Source organism: Streptosporangium sp. NPDC051022, assembly GCF_040683035.1.
GTDB lineage: Bacteria > Actinomycetota > Actinomycetes > Streptosporangiales > Streptosporangiaceae > Streptosporangium.
On the sequence record NZ_JBFBCF010000039.1, the window covers coordinates 15,936 to 36,497 of the forward strand.

The 20,562-nt window shown below is 70.5% G+C and carries 16 protein-coding genes; 4 read left to right on the forward strand and 12 right to left on the reverse strand.

Translation table 11 applies throughout. From position 1 onward, the window contains the following. Positions 1-185 precede the first annotated feature (185 nt). The 4 genes from AB0N02_RS40430 (at position 186) to AB0N02_RS40445 (ending at position 5,567) form a co-directional block, all read left to right on the forward strand. The gene (locus AB0N02_RS40430) at positions 186-1,547 is read left to right on the forward strand and encodes a cytosine permease (RefSeq protein ID WP_363958439.1); all 1,362 of its coding nucleotides are present in this window, start codon (positions 186-188) and stop codon (positions 1,545-1,547) included. 77 nt (positions 1,548-1,624) lie between these two features. Continuing rightward, positions 1,625-3,388, forward strand: coding sequence for an adenine deaminase C-terminal domain-containing protein (locus AB0N02_RS40435; RefSeq protein WP_363958442.1), 1,764 nt, complete (start codon positions 1,625-1,627; stop codon positions 3,386-3,388). Next, positions 3,385-4,386 carry an adenosine deaminase gene (locus AB0N02_RS40440; RefSeq protein WP_363958445.1) on the forward strand — a complete coding sequence of 334 codons (1,002 nt, stop codon included), beginning with the start codon at positions 3,385-3,387 and terminating at the stop codon, positions 4,384-4,386. The genes AB0N02_RS40435 and AB0N02_RS40440 overlap by 4 nt, the downstream gene beginning before the upstream one ends. Positions 4,387-4,613: 227 nt before the next feature. Continuing rightward, the gene (locus AB0N02_RS40445) at positions 4,614-5,567 is read left to right on the forward strand and encodes an intradiol ring-cleavage dioxygenase (protein ID WP_363958448.1); all 954 of its coding nucleotides are present in this window, start codon (positions 4,614-4,616) and stop codon (positions 5,565-5,567) included. 90 nt (positions 5,568-5,657) lie between these two features. Here the strand turns inward: AB0N02_RS40445 and AB0N02_RS40450 are convergent, their stop codons facing one another. The 12 genes from AB0N02_RS40450 to AB0N02_RS40505 form a co-directional block, all read right to left on the reverse strand. Further along, entirely contained in the window at positions 5,658-7,202 is a 1,545-nt protein-coding gene (locus AB0N02_RS40450; protein WP_363958451.1) for a PucR family transcriptional regulator ligand-binding domain-containing protein, read from the reverse strand. A gap of 21 nt (positions 7,203-7,223) precedes the next feature. After that, positions 7,224-7,889 carry a thiaminase II gene (gene tenA, locus AB0N02_RS40455; protein ID WP_363958454.1) on the reverse strand — a complete coding sequence of 222 codons (666 nt, stop codon included), beginning with the start codon at positions 7,887-7,889 and terminating at the stop codon, positions 7,224-7,226. 213 nt (positions 7,890-8,102) lie between these two features. After that, a complete protein-coding gene (gene dapB / locus AB0N02_RS40460) occupies positions 8,103-8,840 on the reverse strand; it encodes a 4-hydroxy-tetrahydrodipicolinate reductase (protein WP_363958457.1) in 738 nt (245 codons plus the stop codon). A 303-nt stretch (positions 8,841-9,143) separates the two neighbouring features. Continuing rightward, positions 9,144-10,454 carry a pitrilysin family protein gene (locus tag AB0N02_RS40465; protein ID WP_363958459.1) on the reverse strand — a complete coding sequence of 437 codons (1,311 nt, stop codon included), beginning with the start codon at positions 10,452-10,454 and terminating at the stop codon, positions 9,144-9,146. Further along, on the reverse strand, positions 10,451-12,775 hold the full coding sequence (locus AB0N02_RS40470) for a polyribonucleotide nucleotidyltransferase (RefSeq protein ID WP_363958461.1): 2,325 nt from the start codon (positions 12,773-12,775) through the stop codon (positions 10,451-10,453). Before AB0N02_RS40470 ends, AB0N02_RS40465 begins: the two co-directional genes overlap by 4 nt. Positions 12,776-13,094: 319 nt before the next feature. Continuing rightward, positions 13,095-13,364: a 30S ribosomal protein S15 gene (gene rpsO / locus AB0N02_RS40475; protein ID WP_271217844.1), complete on the reverse strand. Its 270-nt coding sequence runs from the start codon at positions 13,362-13,364 to the stop codon at positions 13,095-13,097. Between the two features lie 247 nt (positions 13,365-13,611). Beyond that, positions 13,612-14,583: a bifunctional riboflavin kinase/FAD synthetase gene (locus AB0N02_RS40480; protein ID WP_363958465.1), complete on the reverse strand. Its 972-nt coding sequence runs from the start codon at positions 14,581-14,583 to the stop codon at positions 13,612-13,614. 56 nt (positions 14,584-14,639) lie between these two features. Beyond that, positions 14,640-15,743: a dipeptide ABC transporter ATP-binding protein gene (locus AB0N02_RS40485; RefSeq protein ID WP_363958468.1), complete on the reverse strand. Its 1,104-nt coding sequence runs from the start codon at positions 15,741-15,743 to the stop codon at positions 14,640-14,642. Between the two features lie 7 nt (positions 15,744-15,750). Continuing rightward, complete coding sequence (locus tag AB0N02_RS40490; protein ID WP_363958471.1) at positions 15,751-16,836, reverse strand: ABC transporter ATP-binding protein; 1,086 nt, start codon at positions 16,834-16,836, stop codon at positions 15,751-15,753. Further along, positions 16,829-17,797 carry an ABC transporter permease gene (locus tag AB0N02_RS40495; protein ID WP_363958474.1) on the reverse strand — a complete coding sequence of 323 codons (969 nt, stop codon included), beginning with the start codon at positions 17,795-17,797 and terminating at the stop codon, positions 16,829-16,831. The genes AB0N02_RS40490 and AB0N02_RS40495 overlap by 8 nt, the downstream gene beginning before the upstream one ends. Next, a complete protein-coding gene (locus tag AB0N02_RS40500) occupies positions 17,797-18,852 on the reverse strand; it encodes an ABC transporter permease (RefSeq protein ID WP_363958477.1) in 1,056 nt (351 codons plus the stop codon). Before AB0N02_RS40500 ends, AB0N02_RS40495 begins: the two co-directional genes overlap by 1 nt. Then, positions 18,853-20,559, reverse strand: coding sequence for an ABC transporter substrate-binding protein (locus tag AB0N02_RS40505; protein ID WP_363958480.1), 1,707 nt, complete (start codon positions 20,557-20,559; stop codon positions 18,853-18,855). It abuts the gene before it with no gap. Between the last annotated feature and the right edge of the window lie 3 nt (positions 20,560-20,562).

Below are 20,562 nucleotides of genomic sequence, written 5' to 3' on the forward strand. Positions count from 1 at the left end.
TCTTCGCGGATGTTCCCGCAGGTCAGAGGCTCACGATGGGAAAGCGCGCGGAGCCGCCCCGGGTAACGATCACTTTGGAGGCCGTCACAGGCCGGGACGTCCAGGCTCGTGTTCTCCGACAACGGGAGCACGCCTTCCGCTTTGGTTCACTGAACGTGAATGTCCAAGGCAGAGTTGGAGGCGTCGTGGCCGTCGAGCAACGCGGGATCGAGCTGGTCTCGCCGTCGGAGAGGTATGGCAGACCGCGTGATCTGCTGTTCCTCTGGACCGGCACCACCTTGGGCATCTTCACCCTGGTCTACGGAACGGTCGTCGTCTCCCTCGGCCTGAGCTTCCCGCAGGCCGTGCTGGCCATCGTGATCGGCAACCTGCTGTCCTTCCCGCTGGTCGGCCTGACCAGCCTGCAGGGCCCGGCCGTCGGCACCTCGACGATGGCGGTCTCCCGCGCCGCGTTCGGCCCGAAGGGTGCCCGGGTGCTCAGCTTCTTCGGCTGGATCAACATGGTCGGTTTCGAGGCGGGCGGCATGGTGCTGATCACCTTCGCCTCCCTCGCCCTGCTCGACCAGGCCGGGATCGCCGGCCAGAGCGCGGGCCTGAAGATCGGCGTGATCGTCGTGGCGGCGCTCATCCAGCTCGTGCTGCCTCTCATCGGGCACGCCGCCGTGATGAAGGCGCAGAAGTACTTCACCTGGGTGTTCGTCGCGATGTTCGCCGTCATGGCCGCGCTCATCGGGCCCAAGGTGCAGGTCGCCTCGTCCGGCGGGGCAGACTTCGCCACCTTCACCATCGCGGTCGCGCTGGTCATGTCGTGCGGCGGCCTGTCGTGGGCCCCGCTGGGCAGCGACTACTCGCGTTACCTGCCCGCCTCCTCCAGCAAGAAGGCCGTCTTCGGCTACGCGGCGCTGGGCGGGCTGGTGCCGTACATCCTGCTGATGACGCTCGGCGCGGCCGTCGCCACCGTGGTCAAGGACGCGGGCGACCCCATCTCGGGACTGCCCGGCGCGCTGCCCTCCTGGTTCGTGGTCCCCTACCTGCTGCTGGCGATCGTCACGCTGTTCGCGGTGAACACCACCGACCTCTACTCCTCCGGCCTGAACCTCCAGGCGTCCGGGATCAGGCTGAACCGCTCCGCCGCGGTCGTGCTCGACCTGGTGATCTGCGTGGCGATCACCTGCGTGGCGGTGTTCTCCGACTCCTTCAACACGATGCTCAACACCTTCCTCGGCCTGCTGATCCTCTGGCTGGCCCCGTGGGCGGGCATCTACCTGACCGACTGGCTGCGTCGCAGGGGGTCCTACGACGCCCAGGGCCTGTTCACCGAGGGCGGGCCGTACCACGGCAGCGGCGGCATCCGCTGGAACGGCATCGTCGCGCAGGTCGCGGGCATGATCGCGGCAGCGCTCTGGATCAACTCGACGGCCTTCACCGGACCGCTCTCCCAGGCGACCGGCGGTTCCGACTTCAGCATCTTCGCCGGGTTCGCCGTGGCCGGCCTGGTGTACGCCGCCCTCGACCGCCGTCCCGTCCCCGTCCCCGTCGCCGCCTGACCCTCTCCGGCCGGACCCCGCCCCGGCCGGACCCCGCCCACCTGGACCCGACCCGACTGGAAAGGCCCGCAGCGAAAATGGCCGACCGCGCCCTGCTCGACGTCGCGTACGGACGACGTCCCGCCGACACGATCATCACCAACGGAACCCTGGTCAACGTGCTGACCGGTGAGACCTACCCCGCCGAGATCGGCATCAGCGGCACCCGGATCGCCGTCGTCGGCCCCGACCTCCCCCGCGGCTCCGAGACGAAGATCATCGATGCCGGGGGCGGCTACCTCGTCCCCGGTCTGATCGACGGCCACCTGCACATCGAGTGCAGCAAGCTCTCCGTGACCAGCTTCGCCGACCTGGTCGTCCCGTACGGCACCACCAGCGTCGTCTCCGGCCTGGACCAGATCCTCGTGGTCGACGGCCTGCCCGGCGTGCGGGGCTTCCTGGACGAGGCCGCGGCGACCGGCATGCGCGTCTGGTGGGGCGCCCCCGCCAAGGCCCCCTACACCGTCCCCGAGTCGACCGTCGGGCACACCTTCGGCCCCGACGAGCACCGCCAGGCCCACGAGTGGCCCGAGTGCGTCGGCATCTGGGAGACCGTGCAGGAGTTCGTCGAACACGGCGACGAGGCCGTCCTGGAGGCGCTCGACCTGGCCGAACGGCACCGGCTGCCCGTCTTCGGCTGCGCCCCGCTGTCGGACCCGCGCCGCATCAGCGGCCTGGCCGCGGCCGGGATCCGGCTGGACCACGAGTCGTACTCCGCGGAGGAGACACTGGAGAAGCTCCGCCGGGGCATCTACGCCATCGTGCGCGAGTCCAGCGTCGCCCACTTCCTGGAGGAGAACATCAAGGTGGTCTCCCAGGTCGGCGCGCGCCGGGTGGCCTTCTGCACCGACGACGTGCACGCCGCGGACGTGCTCGCCGGCGGCCACATGGACAAGCTGGTCCGGATGGCGGTCAAGGCGGGCGTCGACCCGGTGACCGCGATCCAGATGGCCACGGTCAACTGCGCGGAGATGTACCGGATCGACCACCTGGTCGGCAGCATCGCCCCGGGCCGGTTCGCCGACGTGCTGATCGTGGACGACCTGGCGGACTTCCGGGTGCGCGAGGTCGTGGCCGGAGGCTCGCTGGTCGCCAGGGACAGCTCGATGATCACCCCCACCGTGCCGCCCTCCCGCGGAACGGTGCGCCCCTTCCCGGTCCCCGAGCTGACCGCCGACGACATCGTGCTCCGCGTCCCCGACGAGGCCACCGGCGCCGCCACGGTCACCGCGCTGGCCATGCGGATGAGCCCCGAGCAGGTCTTCGTCCGCAAGCGGCACGACGTCACGCTCCCCGTCACCGGCGGGATCGTGGAGCCGTCCGTCGAGCAGGACGCGCTCTACATCACGGTCGTCGAGCGGTACGGCAAGACCGCCAACCGGCCGGTCGCCCTGGTCAACGGCTTCGGCATCACCAGGGGCGCGATCGCGACCAGCGCCGCCCCCGACGACAACAACATCATCTGCGTCGGCGCCTCCCGCTCCGACATGGCCATCGCCGTCAACGAGGTCGCCAGGGCCGGTGGCGGTCAGGTCGTCGTCGTGGACGGCGAGGTCCTGCGGCTGCTGCCGCTGCCGGTCGGCGGCATCGTCTCCGACCTGCCCGCGCGGGAGATGGCCGAGGCCGAGAGCGCCCTGGACGACCTGGCCCGCGAGCTGGGCTGCGCGCTGCCCGCGCCGCTGATGTATCTCTTCTTCCTGTCGATCACCGCGATCCCCGACTACGCCATCACCGACCTCGGCCTCGTCGACTGCGTCAAACTTGAGGTCGTCGACCCGATTCTCTCCTGGAGCCAGGCATGACGGACTTCATCGCGGGGCTGCCCAAGTGTGAGCTCCACCTGCACATCGAGGGCACCCTCGAACCGGAGCTCAAGTTCGAGCTCGCCGAGCGCAACCGCATCGAGCTGCCCTACGCCTCCGTCGAGGAGATCAAGGCGGCCTACTCCTTCAACGACCTGCCCTCGTTCCTGAAGATCTACTACGAGGGCATGGAGGTGCTGCGCACCGAGCCCGACTTCTACGACCTGGCCATGGCCTACCTGCGCAAGGCCGCCTCGCAGAACGTCCGCTACGCGGAGATCTTCTTCGACCCGCAGGCCCACACCTCGCGCGGCGTGCCGTTCGACATCGTGATCCGCGGCCTGCGCCGCGCGCTCATCGACGCCGAGAACCAGCTCGGGATCAAGGCGCAGCTCATCATGTGCTTCCTGCGCGACTTCCAGGCGGAGTACGCCATGGCGACGCTGCTGGAGTCCCTGCCGTACCGCGAGTGGATCGTGGGCGTCGGCCTCGACTCCGACGAGAAGGGCAACCCGCCGGTCAAGTTCAAGGCCGTCTACGAGCGGGCCAGGCAGGAGGGCTACCTGCTGACGATGCACTGCGACGTCGACCAGGAGAACTCGACCGAGCACATCCGCCAGGCCATCGAGGAGATCGGCGTCAACCGCATCGACCACGGCGTCAACTCCCTGGAGGACCCGGCGCTCGTCGAGGCGATCCGCGTCAAGGGGCTGGGGCTGACCGTGTGCCCGATCTCCAACGGTTACGTGACCGACTCGATGAAGGCCGACGCCATCCGCCGGATGCTCGACCTCGGCCTGCGCGTGACCGTCAACTCCGACGACCCGGCCTACTTCACGGGCTACGTCCAGGAGAACCTGGTCGCCCTCGCCGAGGCGCTCTCGCTCTCCAAGGAGGACCTCGTCCAGCTGGAGCGCAACGCCTTCGAGATCACCTGGCTGCCCCGCCACGTGAAGGACGCCTACCTCGCCGAGCTGGACGCCTACGCCGCCCGCTGAGCCGGTCGCCGAGCCGGTCCCGGCCGCTCCGCGCCGTGGAGAACCCGCCGCCGGCCACGCCGGTGGCGGGCCGCCCAACAGGGCACATACCGCGGAAGGCGCCGTAAGCCGGCTCTTGGCCGGTGTCGTGGAACGGGTCGTAAGCCGACTCTTGGCCGGCTCTCACCCGATCCTCATACTCCCCTCCTAGGTTGTCGGCCAGACCGAGAACCTGGGAGGAACGGACGATGGGACACGACCACGAGGGGCAGCGGGTCAGCCGCAGGACGGCGCTGGCCGGAATCGGCGCGGTCGGCCTGGGCGCGCTCCTCGCCGCCTGTGGCAACGAGGCGGGCGGCACCTCCACGGTGACCACCTCCACCGGGGCGACCGCGTCGATCACGCCGCGGACGGCGACGAGCGCGAGTACGGCGGACCTGTTCGCGGACGCCAACACGTGCGTGCTGACGGAGTCGACGACCCAGGGGCCGTACTACTTCGACGCGGACAAGATCCGCAGCGACATCCGCGAGGACCGGCAGGGCACCCGGCTGAAGGTCGCCATCAAGGTGCAGGACAGCGAGACGTGCAAGCCGCTGCCCGACGCGGTGGTCGAGATCTGGCACTGCGACGCCGGAGGCATCTACTCCGGCGCCGAGGCGCTGTCGTCCGGGCAGGGCGGCCCCGGAGGCGGCCCGGGAGGCGGCACGCCCCCTTCCGGTGGCCCCGGAGGACCCGGCGGCCCGACGCCCGGCGCGCGGCCCACGGGTGCTCCCGGCCAGGGCGGCCCGTCCGGAGGCCCGGGTGGAGGCCCGGGTGGGGGCGGCGCGAACGACGGGATGGGCGATCTCACCCCGGCCGACGACAAACGCTACCTGCGCGGCGCACAGGTCACCGATTCCCGGGGAACCGTACAGTTCACCACCATCTGGCCGGGCTGGTACCGGGGCCGGACCGTCCACATCCACGTGATGGTGCACGTCGGCGACGCCCGGGTGCTGACCACCCAGCTGATGTTCGACGAGAGCCTCAACACGAAGGTCTTCGCGGCCGCGCCGTACAGCGAGCACACCGGCCGCGACACCCTCAACGACAACGACTCCATCTACCGGCCCGCCATGCTCATGAAGGTCACCGAGGACGGCGACGGCCACACCGGAGCCATCGTCCTGTCCGCCGACTCCGACAAGAACGGTAAATGATCCTCTCCTGCGGCCGGGAAACCGGCGCGCCTCTCCGGAGACCCGGCGCCCCCGTCACCGGCACGTCCCGGAGAACCCCGGAAGACGGGGCTAACGCATCCTGAGGGCCAGCAGGAAGTCGACGCGTTCGTCCAGGGAGGTGAGCGACCTGCCGGTCAGCTCCTCGATCCGCTTCAACCGGTAGCGCAACGTGTTGACGTGGACGTGGAGCCGGTCGGCGGTCGAGGCCCACGAGCCCGACTCTCCCAGGAACGTCTCCAGCGTCTCCACGAGGTCCGTCTGGTGGGCCGCGTCGTACTCCTCCAGCGCGCCGAGCAGCCGGGTCCGGAACGAACGCCGCAGCTCCCCCGGGATGGCGGCGATCAGTGAGCGGTGGGAGCTGACGTCGGCGCCGGTGATCGCCGAAACCCGGCCCTCGCCCAGCTCGGCCAGGGTGCGGGCGTGTCTGGCCTCCTCGATCAGGCTGCTCAGCGCGGCCGGGCCGCTGGTCACGCTGCTGATGCCGATCGTGATGCGGGCCTCGCCCAGACCGGCCTCCAGGGTGGCCGCCCCGGCCAGCAGGTGGGAGGTCAGCTCGGCGGCGGTGTTGCCCGCCAGCGGGACCAGCGCGACGGCCTGGCCGCCCACCGCGGTCGCCACCCCGGGGGCCAGCGGCCGCAGCAGCTCGTCGAGCACCGCGACGCCCACCTCGTCGGCCCGTTCGACCCCCTCGACCGCGAGCGCCACGGCCAGCAGGCCGTCCTCGGTCTCGATGTGCAGGGTGTGCAGCCGGGAGACCACGCCCGGAAGGTCCGCGTCGCCCGAGGCCAGCAGGGCGAGAAGCTGGTCCAGCACCCGGCGCTCGATGCGGTGCGCCGCCTCCAGGCGGGAGCGTTCGAGTGCCACCAGCGCGGCCAGCTCCACGATCAGGTCCTCGTGTTCACCGCCCGCCCTGACCTGCTCTCCGGCGTAGGCCAGGAACCAGTTGGCGATCCGGTGGGGCACTCCCCTGCTGACCGGGAACACCGACAGCACGCTGCCGTCGGGCTGCGGGGCCGTACCGGGGAGGAACCGGGCCGACAGGAACGCGTGCGCCAGCCGCTCACCGGCCCCCTCGGGCAGCGGCTGGGAGCCAACGACCACCCGGCCCGTCGCCGACATCACCCAGCAGGGCACGTCCAGCTCCCCCGCCACCGTGGTGACGACCTTGCTCAGGCTGCCGCCGTCCACGAGCGTGCTGGCCAGCCTTCTGCGGGAGCCGTACGGCCGGCTCGGCGCGGAGCCGAACTCCTCGATCAGGGCGCGCAGCACGTGTTCGGTGAGCGTGCCGAAGGAGACCTCCACGCCGAGGGCGAGCATCGGCAGCCCGGCGTCGGCGCAGGCGTCGATGAGGTCGGCGGGCGGGACCTTGAGCGCGGTGCCGGAGCAGAGCGCGGCGACCCTGGCCTCGACCAGCGCGGCCACGAAACGCCTGGCGGACTCCGGACCGTCATGCCAGGTCAGCTCGGTGAGGACGAGCTCGGCGGGCTTGAGGAAGCGGCCCGGCTCGATGAGGTCGGTGGTCGAGATGCCACGGACCCGGCGATCGAGCAGATCGTGACCGGTGAGGACCTTCAAGCCCAGGTGATCGACCTGGCACAGGTCCCGCAGGCGCATACTCGTAAGGTTAGCCGCAGCTCAGATCGGCCATGACTCCCGCCGCCAGGCGGCGTCCCAGAACAGCCACTCGTAGCGGGCGGTGGTCAGCGCGTGCGCGCACAGCCTCTCCCTCTCGGTCTCGGGCAGCGTGGCGGCCACCTCGTCGAGCAGGTCGAGCACCCCGGCGACGGTCTCCTGGTAGTGCTCGCTGCCGTAGGTCTCGATCCACCAGGCGTAGAGCGGGTCGGGCGACGACTGCTTCAGCAGCGCCTCGCCCACCCTGGCGTAGATCCAGTAACAGGGCACGATCGCGCCCAGCGCCTCGGGGAAGGTGCCCAGGTGGCAGGCGCGCAGCAGGTAGGAACCGTAGCCGACGGTGGTGGGGGTCGCGCCCTCGCGGCGCGCGTCGTCCTCGCCCATGCCGAAGGCGGCCAGCAACTCGACGTGGAGGCTGTGCTCGACCTCGACGGTGCGCGCGGCGTCCCCGGCGAACCGCTGCACCGCGGCCGGGTCGGCGGCCTTCACACCGCACGCCGCCAGCGCACGCGCGTAGTCCGGCAGGAAGTGCGTCTCCTGCACCACGAAGTGCCGGAAGACCTCGCGCGGGAGCGTGCCGTCGGTCAGCCCGGTGAGAAACGGATGAGCCAGGATCTCGCCGTACACACCATCGACCACCTGCCACAACTCATCACGGAACCGGCTCACGCCAGCGATGCTATCGGCATCGTGGCCGCTCAGGAGCGGTACGGGGGTGGTTCGGGGGCGGAGCGCGAAAGCCCGGCCCGCGGACCGGCCGTTGCCGGGCCCGGTGGGACCCCGAGCCCGGTGGAATCCCGGGCCTGGGGGCTCCCGGGCCAGGGGGACTCCCGGACCCAGGGGGCTCCCGAGCCGGCGACGGGTCAGGCGGGGGTTCCCGGCCTACAGGTCCAGCAGGTGCTCCAGGCCGACGGTCAGGCCGGGGGTCTCGCCGATCCGGCGCACGCCCAGCAGCACGCCCGGGGTGAACGAGGCGCGGTTCATGGTGTCGTGACGGATGGTGAGGATCTCCCCGTCACCGCCCAGGAGCACCTCCTGGTGGGCGATCAGCCCGGCCAGCCGTACCGAGTGCACGTGGACGCCGTCCACGTCGGCTCCCCGAGCTCCCTCCAGCTCCGCGCTGGTCGCGTCGGGCATGGGAGCGGCCCCGGCCTTGCGCCGCGCCTCGGCGATCAGCTCGGCCGTACGGCGCGCGGTTCCCGAGGGCGCGTCGGCCTTGTTCGGGTGGTGCAGCTCGACGATCTCGGCGGAGTCGAAGTAGCGGGCGGCCTGCTGGGCGAAGTGCATCATCAGCACGGCCGCGATGCCGAAGTTGGGCGCGATGAGCACGTTGACGCCGGGGTTGGCGTCGAGCATGCCGCGCACGGCGGCCAGGCGCTCGGCGTCGAAGCCGGTGGTCCCGACCACCGCGTGGATGCCGTGGGAGACGCACCATTCGAGGTTGTTCATGACGACGCCGGGGTGGGTGAAGTCGACCACCACCTCGGAGCCCTCAAGGTCCTCGATGGGGTCGTCCTTGTCGACGGCCGCCACGAGCTCCAGATCGTCGGCCGCCTCGACGGCCTTGCACACTTCGATGCCCACGCGCCCGCGGGCGCCGAGAACTCCAACCCTGATCACCCGGCCAGCCTATCCCCATCCACACCCCCGGACCCGACGCAACCCCCTGCCGCGCCCCACCGGAAACCCCGCCCGGCGGAGGCCGTTCACCGCGCCGCGCACCGCTCATCGGCGCCGGCCGGGCACACTCCGCCCCTCGCCGTACCGGTGCCCCGAGGTTCCCCGGATGCGACGGGATCCCGGAGGGAAGCCGGACGTTCCCGGAGGAGTGGGCGCGGGCGGCGGGCGGGAACGTGGAAGGGCCGGTGCCGTGCGGGGGTTCCGCACGGCACCGGCCCTCTCGCGGTGTTCCCGGGAGCCGTCTCAGGCCAGGACCGAGGAGAAGTCCCGGTCGGCGTAGGGGCCGACGACCGCCAGGGTCATGGGCCGCTGCAGGATCTCCCGGGCCAGTTCCCGGGTCTCGTCGAGGGTGACGGCCTCGATGCGGCCGAGCACCTCGTCGACCGACATCAGCTGCTCGTGCACCAGCTCGCTCTTGCCGAGCCTGGACATCCGCGAGCCGGTGTCCTCGAGGCCGAGCACGAGACCGCCTCGCATCTGTCCCTTGCCGAGGACGAGTTCCTCCTCGGTGATGCCGTGCGCGATCAGCTGCGCCATCTCGGCCCGCGTCACCTTGAGGACCTCGTCGATCTTCGGCGGCAGGCAGCCGACGTAGATCCCGAACTGGCCGGTGTCGGAGTAGGCGGAGGTGTAGCTGTAGGCGGAGTAGGCCAGCCCGCGCTTCTCCCGGATCTCCTGGAACAGCCGGGACGACATGCCGCCGCCGAACACCGCGTTGAGCACGCCCAGCGCGAACCGGCGGTCGTCGTTACGTGAGAGGGCGGCGGTGCCCAGCACCAGGTTCGCCTGCTCCGTGGGCCGGTCGAGCACCGTGACGCCGGACAGGCAGGCGACCTCCGGGCCGCCGATCCGGGGCGCGACGGGCTGGTCGTCGCCGCCCAGCGCGCCCGCCCGCTCGTAGGCGGCCGCCACCAGCTCGACCACCCGCTCGTGGCTGACGTTGCCCGCGACGGCCACGACCGTGTGCGAGGGCAGGTAGTAGCGGCGGTAGTACTCCACGATCCGGTCCCGGGACAGGGCCTTGATCGATTCGACCGTGCCGAGGATCGGGCGGCCGATCGGCGTGTCGCCGTACAGGGCCGAGGAGAACTGCTCGTGCACGACGTCCGAGGGGTCGTCGTCGTGCATGGCGATCTCTTCGAGGATCACGCCGCGCTCGGCCTCGACGTCCTCCGGGGTGATGAGCGAGGAGGTGATCACATCGGCCATGACGTCGACCGCGAGCTTCAGGTCCTCGTCGAGGACCCGCGCGTAGTAGCAGGTGTACTCCTTGGCGGTGAAGGCGTTGATCTCACCGCCGATGCCCTCGATCGCCGCGGAGATCTCCAGTGCGTCCCGCGTCGGGGTGCCCTTGAACAGCAGGTGCTCAAGGAAGTGGGAGGCCCCCGTGTGCTCGGGGGCCTCGTCCCTCGATCCGATGCCGACCCACATGCCGACCGCGACGGAACGCACGGTCGGCATGGACTCGGTCACCACCCGGAGGCCACCGGGGAGGACGGTGCGCCGCACCACCCCGGCGCCCTCTTTGCCGGGGTGCAGAGTGGTGGTGATCACGAGTTGCGGTCTTCTCCTCCGCGGCTCGCGCCGCCGCCGCTGCTCCGGGTGCGGGTACGGCGCGGCCGCGACGACTCCTCGCGGGGCTTCTCCTCGGCGGGCGCCGAGGACTCCTCCGCGGGGGCGCCGTTCTCGTCCGCCGCCGCGGCCTCCTTCTCGATGACCTCGACGGGAACCAGGGAGAGCTTGCCGCGCGAGTCGATCTCGGCGATCTCCACCTGGATCTTCTCCCCGACGTTCATGACGTCCTCGACGTTCTCGATGCGCTTGCCGCCGTGCAGCTTGCGGATCTGGGAGACGTGCAGGAGGCCGTCCTTGCCCGGCATGAGGGAGATGAAGGCGCCGAAGGCGGCGATCTTGACGACCGTGCCCAGGTAGCGCTCGCCGACCTCCGGCATGTGCGGGTTGGCGATGGCGTTGATCGCCGACCTGGCCGCCTCGGCGGACGGGCCGTCGGTGGCGCCGATGTAGATGGTTCCGTCGTCCTCGATCGTGATCTCGGCGCCGGTGTCGTCCTGGATCTGGTTGATCATCTTGCCCTTCGGGCCGATGACCTCGCCGATCTTGTCGACCGGGACCTTGATCGTGATGATGCGCGGAGCCGTCGCGTTCATCTCCGCCGGGGAGTCGATGGCCTCCTGCATCACGTCGATGATGGCCAGGCGGGCGCCCTTGGCCTGCTTCAGCGCGGCGGCCAGGACCGAGGCGGGGATGCCGTCGAGCTTGGTGTCGAGCTGGAGGGCGGTGATGACGTCCTTGGTGCCGGCGACCTTGAAGTCCATGTCGCCCATGGCGTCCTCGGCGCCGAGGATGTCGGTCAGCGTGACGTACTGGTCGCCCTCGTTGATGAGGCCCATCGCGATGCCCGCGACGATGCCCTTGAGCGGGACGCCCGCGTCGAGCAGCGACATGGTCGAGGCGCAGACCGAGCCCATGGAGGTCGAGCCGTTGGAGCCGAGCGCCTCGGACACCTGACGGATCGCGTAGGGGAACTCCTCGCGGGTCGGCAGGACCGGCAGGAGCGCCCGCTCGGCGAGCGCGCCGTGGCCGATCTCGCGGCGCTTGGGCGAACCGACCCGGCCGGTCTCACCGGTGGAGTAGGGCGGGAAGTTGTAGTTGTGCATGTAGCGCTTGGTGCGCTCGGGGTTGAGCGTGTCGATCATCTGCTCCATGCGGAGCATGTTGAGCGTGGTGATGCCCAGGATCTGGGTCTCGCCGCGCTCGAACAGGGCCGAGCCGTGCACGCGGGGCACGACGTGGACCTCGGCGTTGAGCTGGCGGATGTCCTTGACGCCCCGGCCGTCGATGCGGACGCCCTCGGCGATGACCCGCTCGCGCATGAGCTTCTTGGTCAGCGACCGGAACGCGGGGCCGATCTCCTTCTCCCGGCCCTCGAACTCGGGGGCGACCTTCTCGGCGGCCAGCGCCTTGATCCGCTCGAGCTCGGTCTCGCGCTCCTGCTTGGCGGCGATGGTCAGCGCGGCGGCGAGCTCGCTCTTGACCGCGTTGGCCACGGCCTCCAGGACGTCGTCCTGGTAGTCGAGGAAGACGGGGTACTCGCGGGTCTCCTTGGCGGCCACCTCGGCGATCCTGGCCTGAGCCTCGCAGAGCACCTTGATGAACGGCTTGGAGGCGTCCAGGCCCTGCGCCACGGTCTCCTCGTTCGGCGCGACGGCGCCCTCGGCGATGAGCTTGAGCGTGTCACGGGTGGACTCGGCCTCGACCATCATGATCGCGACGTCACCGTCCTCCAGGACGCGGCCGGCGACCACCATGTCGAAGGTGGCGTTCTCCAGCTCGGAGTGGGTCGGGAAGGCGACCCACTGGCCCTCGATCAGGGCGACGCGCACGCCGCCGATCGGCCCGGAGAAGGGCAGCCCGGCGAGCTGGGTGGACAGGGACGCGGCGTTGATCGCGACCACGTCGTAGAGGTGGTCGGGGTTGAGCGCCATGACGGTGGCGACCACCTGGACCTCGTTGCGCAGCCCCTTGACGAACGACGGGCGCAGCGGCCGGTCGATCAGGCGGCAGGTGAGGATGGCGTCCTCGGAGGGACGGCCCTCACGCCGGAAGAACGAGCCGGGGATGCGGCCCGCGGCGTACATGCGCTCCTCGACGTCGACCGTGAGCGGGAAGAAGTCGAAGTTCTCCTTGGGGCTCTTGGACGCCGTGGTCGCGGACAGGACCATCGTCTCGTCGTCGAGGTGGACGACGGCCGAACCCGCCGCCTGGCGCGCGAGACGCCCGGTCTCGAAGCGGATGGTACGCGTACCGAACGAGCCGTTGTCGATTACGGCTTCACTGCTGTGGACACCCTCCACGGGGGACCTCCTTGTGGGTCGGTCGCCCGCGTCCGCTCAGGCGCACATCTCACGCCTGAGTCGTCTTTCTGCCGGCTCCCCGTAGGTGCAGCGCCGGTCTTCGATCGAAGCGCCCGGTTCCGTATGGCTGATGCCAAGATGACCGGGGGCCACTACCGAGGACCGGCCCTCCGACGCCGTGGGGCGCGCTTGCTGTGCGGACGCGGGGCACTGTCTCGGCTATTCAGTTTGCTCATAGGGACGGCGTGTTCACCGCGCGACGCGCCGACGCCTCCTCTATGAGATGAGGGAGCGGCGCGGACGCCGCTCCCTCACTATTTTATCGGCGCAGACCAAGCCGCTCGATGAGCGAGCGGTAGCGCTCGATGTCCTTGCTCTGCAGGTACTTGAGCAGGCGACGGCGGCGACCGACGAGCAGCAGCAGGCCACGACGGCTGTGGTGGTCGTGCTTGTGCAGCTTCAGGTGCTCGGTGAGCTCGCTGATGCGCTTGCTCAGCAGCGCGATCTGCACCTCGGGCGAACCGGTGTCGGTTTCACCCTTGGCGTACTCGCCGATGATCTGCTTCTTGGCGGCGGTGTCGAGCGACACTTTTCTCCTTGGACTTCTACGGGCACGCGGATCTACAGATGCCCGAACGACCGCGCGTGCCTACAGTCGCCGTGGCGGATCAGCGCCGGGGCTTCGACACCACCGGTTACAGAGCTGACACGCCAGATTACCACCGGGTCTCGGAGTCTCGCACATCCGCGGACGGGCGAGCCGTGACGGCCGGAGGAAAGACCTCGGAGGAGGGGCTCGGAAGACCTCCAGAGGGAGACCTCAGGAGGAGACGACCTCAGGAGGAGGAGACATCCCCCGAGGTGAGGCGGCGGGCCTCGTCGACGTCGGCGTGCATCTGCGCGATGAGCGCCTCGATCGAGTCGAACTTGAGGTTGGCGCGCAGCCGCCGCCCGAAGTCCACGGCCACGTGGGCGCCGTAGAGATCGAGATCGTCGCGGTCGAGCGCGTAGGCCTCGACGGTGCGGGGCACGCCCTCGAAGGTGGGGTTGGTGCCCACGGAGATGGCCGCGGGCCAGCGCTCGCCGCCGTAGACGGCCGGCAGGTTGTTGTTGGAGACGCCCTGCAGCCAGCCGGCGTAGACGCCGTCCGCGGGGATCGCGGTGAACTCGGGCGACTCCACGTTGGCCGTCGGGAAACCGAGCTGCCTGCCGCGCTGGTAGCCGCGGACGACGACGCCCTCGACCCGGTGCGGCCGGCCGAGCGCCACGGCCACGGCCTCCATGTCCCCGGCGGCGAGCCGCTCACGGATGAGCGTCGAGGAGATGGTGTCGCCGTTGCTCACCAGGGGGACCGCCTCCGCCACGAAGTCGTACTTCTCGCCGAGCGTCTGCAGTGTCTCGACGTCACCGGCGGCCTTGTGGCCGAACCGGAAGTTCTCCCCCACCACGACGCCCGCCGCGTGCAGCCGGTCGACCAGCACGGTCTGCACGAACTCGTCCGGGGTCATCTGGGAGAAATCCAGCGTGAACGGCAGCACGCAGACCGCGTCGACGCCGAGCGCGGCGAGCAACTCGGTGCGGTGCCTGGCCGTCGTCAGCCGCGGGGGGTGCGTGCCGGGCCGCACGACCTCCTCGGGATGGGGGTCGAAGGTCACGACCACCGAGGGAAGCCCGAGTTCACCGGCCATCCTCACGGCACGGGCCACCATCTGCTGATGGCCCCGGTGAACCCCGTCGAAGACGCCGATCGTGACGACGGACCTGCCCCAGTCTTCGGGCACGTCGTCCAATCCGTGCCAGCCTCGCACCGTAGCCTCTTCCCGTTGTAGCGGATCGACCCCTAAAGCCTGCCATGCTCCTCGGCTCAGGCTCCAATCGGGGAGCCCAATGGAAAATGACAGGCGACCTGACGGCCTCCGACGAGGCTCAGCGGCGGCCGTTCGGTACGGCACCGCTCCCGGGCGATCGGGCAGCGTGGATGGAAGGAGCAGCCGGTCGGCCGGTCGATCGGGCTGGGCACGTCGCCGGTCAGCACGACGCGCTCACGCCGCGGCGCCCCCGAGCCGTCGTCGATCTCCGGGACCGCCGACAGCAGCGCGTGGGTGTAGGGGTGGGCGGGGGCGGCGTACAGCGCCTCGGCCTCGGCCACCTCGACGACCTCCCCGAGATACATCACCGCGATCCGGTCCGACACGTGCCGCACCACGCCCAGGTCGTGGGCGATGAAGACGTAGGTGAGCCCCAGCTCCTCCTGCAGGTCGGCGAAGAGGTTGAGCACCTGCGCCTGCACCGAGACGTCGAGCGCGGAGACCGGCTCGTCGGCCACCACGAGCTTGGGCGACAGGGCGATGGCCCTGGCGATGCCGATGCGCTGGCGCTGGCCGCCGGAGAACTCGTGCGGGTAGCGGTCGAGGTGGCTCCTGGAGAGGCCGACCAGGTCGAACAGCTCACCGACCCGGGTCCTGATCGCCGCGGCGTCGCCGTGGCCGTGGATCCTGAGCGGCTCGGCGACCGCGTCGCCCGCGGTGCGGCGCGGGTTGAGCGAGGCGTAGGGGTCCTGGAAGACGAGCTGCATGCTCCTGCGGACCGGCCGCAGGCCGCGCCGGGACAGGGAGGTGATGTCCCGCCCGTCGAACTCGACCCTGCCCTCGGTGAGGTCGGTCAGCCGGACCAGGCAGCGGCCGAGCGTGGACTTGCCGCACCCGGACTCGCCGACCACGCCGAGGGTCTCCCCGGTGCGGACCTCCAGCGAGACCCCGTTGACGGCCCGCACGCCCCCGCCGCGCCGGCCACCGCGTGCCCCGAAGTGCTTGACCACGTCGGTGGCCCTGAGCAGGGTGCTCGCCGTCGCGCCGGCCGCTGTGACTCCTGTGACTCCCGGGACTCCCATGACTCCCGTGACCCCCGTGGCCGCCACGCCCGGTGTGCTCGCCGCGCTCGGTGTGTTCGGCGTGTTCGCTGTGTTCACGGGGCGCTCACCGCTCCTCATCCGCCGCGGGGGCGGTCCGTCGTTCCGTGGTGGCGTCCCGGTCGTCCGGTGCGCCGTCGTGCCGGTCGCCCAGCCGGATCCGCTCCCTGTCCTCCTCCGGCAGCCAGCAGGCGTCGAGGTGGCCGGAGGCGCCGGTCAGCGGCGGGACCTCGGCGCAGGCCGCGTGGCGGTGGGCGCAGCGGTCGGCGAACGGGCAGCCGGCGCTCGAGGCCCCGGGGGTGCCGGGGATCGTGGGCAGCCGCCGGACGCGCGGGCCGCCGACCCGGGGCACCGAGTCGAGCAGGCCCCAGGTGTAGGGGTGGCGGGGGGCGTGGAAGACGTCCGTGCGGGGGCCGCGTTCGACGGCGCGCCCGCCGTACATGACCAGGACCTCGTCCGCGATCTCGGAGACCACGCCCATGTCGTGGGTGATCATGACGATGGCCGAGCCGTGGTCGGCGCGCAGGCGGCGCATGAGATCGAGGATCTGCGCCTGCGTGGTGACGTCGAGCGCGGTGGTGGGCTCGTCGGCGATCAGCAGGCCGGGGTTGCACGACAGCGCCATGGCGATGACCACGCGCTGGCGCATGCCGCCGGAGAACTCGTGCGGGTAGGAGTCGACCCGCTTGCCGGGGGACGGGATGCCGACCTCGTCGAGCAGCGTGACCGCGCGGTCGCGGGCGGCCCTCTTGGAGATCTTCTCGTGGGCGCGGATCTGCTCGGCGATCTGCCAGCCGACCGTGTAGACGGGGGTGAGCGCGGTCATCGGGTCCTGGAAGATCATCGCGATCTCCCGGCCCCGTACGGCCCGCATCTCCCGGTCCTTCAGGGCCAGCAGGTCCCGGCCCCGGAAGACGACCTTCCCGGAGATCTCGGCGTTGGGGGTGCGGATGAGGCGGAGCACGCCGAGCATCGACACGCTCTTGCCCGAGCCCGACTCCCCCACCACGCCCAGCACCTCGCCGGGCCGTACCGAGAACGACAGCCCGTCGACGGCGGTGAAGTGACCCGTGCCGGTGCGAAAGCGCACCCGCAGGTCGGTGACCTCGAGAAGCGGTTCGGAGGATGACTGGAGCGGGGATCGGTCAGGCACGGCGCACCCTCGGGTCGAGCCGGGCGTACAGGACGTCCACCACGGCGTTGGCCAGCACGACGAAGAAGGCGGCGTACAGGACCGTGCCCATGATCACGGGCAGGTCCAGGTTCTGCAGCGCCTGGTAGGTGAGCTTGCCGACGCCCGGCAGGCCGAAGACCACCTCGGTGAGCAGCGCCGCGCCGCCGACGAGGGCGCCGAAGTCCAGGCCGAACAGCGAGACGATCGGGATCAGCGAGCAGCGCAGGGCGTGCCTGACCAGGATGCGCCGTTCGGACAGGCCCTTGGCGCGGGCGGTGCGCACGTAGTCCTCGCTCAGCGCCTGGATCAGCTCCCCGCGCAGCAGCCTGGCGTAGATCCCGGCGTACAGCAGGGCCAGGGTCAGCCAGGGCAGCAGCAGGTGCAGCGCCCACTGTCCCGGGCTCTGCGAGAACGGGACGTAGCCGAGCGGCGGCACCCACGAGAAGACCGAGTCGTGCAGTTCCTTCTGGGTGATCAGGTTGACGACCTCGCCCAGCCAGTAGACCGGCAGCGAGACGCCGAAGACGCCCAGCAGCATGACCAGCGGGTCGACCAGCGTGCCGCGCATGGCCCCGGCGAGGGTGCCCATCGCCACGCCCAGCACCATCCAGATCACCGCGGCGCCCACGACGAGCGAGAGCGTGACCGGCACCGCCTGCATGATCTGCGGGATCACCAGCGTGCCCCGGTTCACGAACGAGGTCAGGTCGTGGCTGATGAACAGGTGCTTCATCATCATCAGGTACTGCACGGGCAGCGGCCGGTCAAAGCCGAACGACGCGCGCACCTGCTCCAGCGTGGCCGGGTCGGCGTTCTTGCCCGCGATGCGGGCCGCCGGGTCGACGCCGGGGGTGGCGAAGAAGATCAGGAAGACCAGCACGCTGATCGCGAAGAGGACGAGCACCGCGGCGCCGAAGCGCCGCAGGATGTAGCCGGCCATCAGGCGCCTCCCCGCAGCCGGGCGTTCGGGTCGAGCGCGTCGCGCACGCCGTCGCCGAACACATTGAGCGCCACCGCGGTCAGCGCGACGAACAGACCGGCCGCGACCGTGATCGCCGGCCGGGTGTAGAGCAGGGCCAGGCCGTCGTTGATGATCGTTCCCCAGCTGGCGTCCGGTGACTGGACGCCGACGGACAGGAACGACAGCGCCGACTCGGTGAGCATGTTCAGCGCGGTCATCAGCGGCAGGAAGACCACCACGGTCGGCAGGACGTTCGGCAGCACCTCGCGGCGCATGATCCGCAGGTCGCTCGCGCCCAGGCCGACGGCGGCGTGCAGGAACTCCTTGCCGCGCAGCGCCATCACCTGGCCGCGCAGCGGCCTGGCCACGTAGGGGACGTAGATGAGCGCGATGATGACGATCGGCAGCGCCAGGCTGCCCGCGTCGATGTGGACGGGGCCCAGGTGCAGGCCGCTGGTGAGCAGCACGACCGACAGGCAGATGGCCAGCAGGTAGACCGGGAAGGCCCAGATCACGTCGAAGAACCGCGAGAGCACGGCGTCGATCCAGCCGCCGAAGTATCCGGCGAGCACGCCGAACACGGTGGCCAGCGCGCAGCACAGCAGTGCCGAGGAGAGGCCGATCAGCAGGCTGTTGCGGCCGCCGTACAGGAGTCTGGCCATGACGTCGCGGCCCTGGTTGTCGGCGCCGAGCAGGTAGTGACCGGGGTCGCCGGTCGGGCCGATCGGGGTGACGCCGAGGCCGAGGCCCTCCGTGCTCTGCTGGAGGACCTGGACCTCGCGGCCGTTCACGATCGTGGTGCCGGAGATGTTGGAGACGAACGGGTCGGTGTGCGCGATCGAGCCGGCGTAGACCGGCGCCAGCAGGCAGACGAGCGCGATGAGGAGCAGCCCGGCCCCCGCGGCCAGCGCGGAGCGGTTACGCAGGATCCGGGTCGCGGCCTGCCGCCACGGCCCGGCGCTCGGCCGGACCGGGGCGGCGACGGCAGGGATGGGTCCCGTCTCCTTCACCGTCCCGTTCACCGTGGCACTCATCTACTTGACCCAGAGCTGCGAGATGAGCATGAAGAACTGCTTGTGGAACTGGTAGTTGCCGACCCGGGAGGAGACGAAGTCGATCTGCTTGGGGGTGAACAGCGGGATGATCGGGCTCGCCTTGGTCAGGTCGCGGTCGATCTCGCCCCACTTGACGTTCGCGGCGTTCTTGTCGGTCCGGTCCAGCGTCATGGCCTCGGCCATCCGGGCGTCGACGTCCTTGTCGCAGTAGCCGGAGATGTTGATGCTGGAGTCGCTGCCCGGCCGGAAGGACGCGCACGACAGCAGCACGTGCAGGAAGTCCGAGGCGGCGGGGTAGTCGGCGTACCACTGGGAGACGCTGACCTGGACCTTGTTCTTGCTGTTCTGGATGTAGGTGAAGTGGATGTTCGTCGAGATGACCTTGAGCTTGGCCTGGTAGCCGATCTGCTCCAGGGTGCTGCGGACGTACTCGCCGATCTGCTTGCTGACGTCGTCGTCGGAGACGACCACCGACACCTCCTGGCCGGCGGTGCCCGACTGCTGGACGAGCTGCCTGGCCTTGTCCAGGTCGGGCTTGGGGAAGTCGCAGAAGTCGGCGTGGCCGGGGATGCCGGGCGGCAGGAGCGTGCAGGCGGGCTGGGCGACGTTGGCGCCGCCGTACATCTTCACCACGGCGTCGCGGTCGATCGCCCAGTTGAGCGCCTGGCGGGCCTCGGGCTTGTCGAACGGCGGGAGGTTGACGTTGAGCGGCATGTACCAGAAGGCCGACAGCTGGTTCACGTGCGCCTGGGAGGCGTACTTGGCGCCGATCTCGCTGAGCCGGTCGGCGGGCAGCGGGTCGAAGACCCAGTCCGCCTGGCCGTTCTGGATCGCGGTGACCGCGGCCTCGGCGGTGAGGCCGTAGGAGTAGAGGATCTCGTCCGGGTACCCCTGCGGCTGCGCGTCACGCGACCACTCGGTGAAGTTGGGGTTGCGGACGAGCTTGAGCTCCTTGTTGGGGTCGTAGGAGGCCGCCATGTAGGGCCCGGTGCCGCCGATCGGCGTGGTGCCCTGGTCCTTGGCCGGGGTGTCCTTGGGCAGCACCGCCGCGTGCGGCAGCGCCAGCTTGAGCGGGAACTCCGAGTCGGGCTCGACCAGGTTGATCGTGACGGTGTTCTTGGCCTTGTCGGCGACCACGCCCCCGTCGAGCGTGCACTCCTTGGGCTTCTTGAGGCAGGCGTCGGCGCCGACGATCCCGGCGTAGAAGGTGCCGGAGGTCGGCCCGGAGACCTTGTAGATCCGCTGGAAGGAGGCGACCACGTCGTCGACGGTGACCTCGCCGCCGCCGGCGAACTTCACGCCCTTGCGGAGGGTGAAGGTGTAGGACTTCCCGTCCTTGCTCACCTGCGGCATGCTCTGGGCCAGGTCGGGCACCACGTCGTAGGAGGCCTCGCCGCCGACCTTCTTGAAGGCCAGCAGGCCGTCGTACATGGCCTGAAAGACCTGCCAGTTGCCGTTGCTGTAGTTGATGTGCGGGTCGAGGGTGCCGTCGCCCGCCTTGGCCTGCAGGTGGAGCGTTCCACCCTTGTGCTGCTCCTGGAAACCGGCGGAGGCCGCCTGGGAGGAGCCGCCGTCCTGCGCGGCGGGGGCGCCGGGCTCGGCGGAGCCGCCGGAACCGCCGGAGCAGGCGGCGACGGACAGGGCGAGCAGGGCCGCGCCCGCCACGATCGGGATGTTGCGCTTCATGGG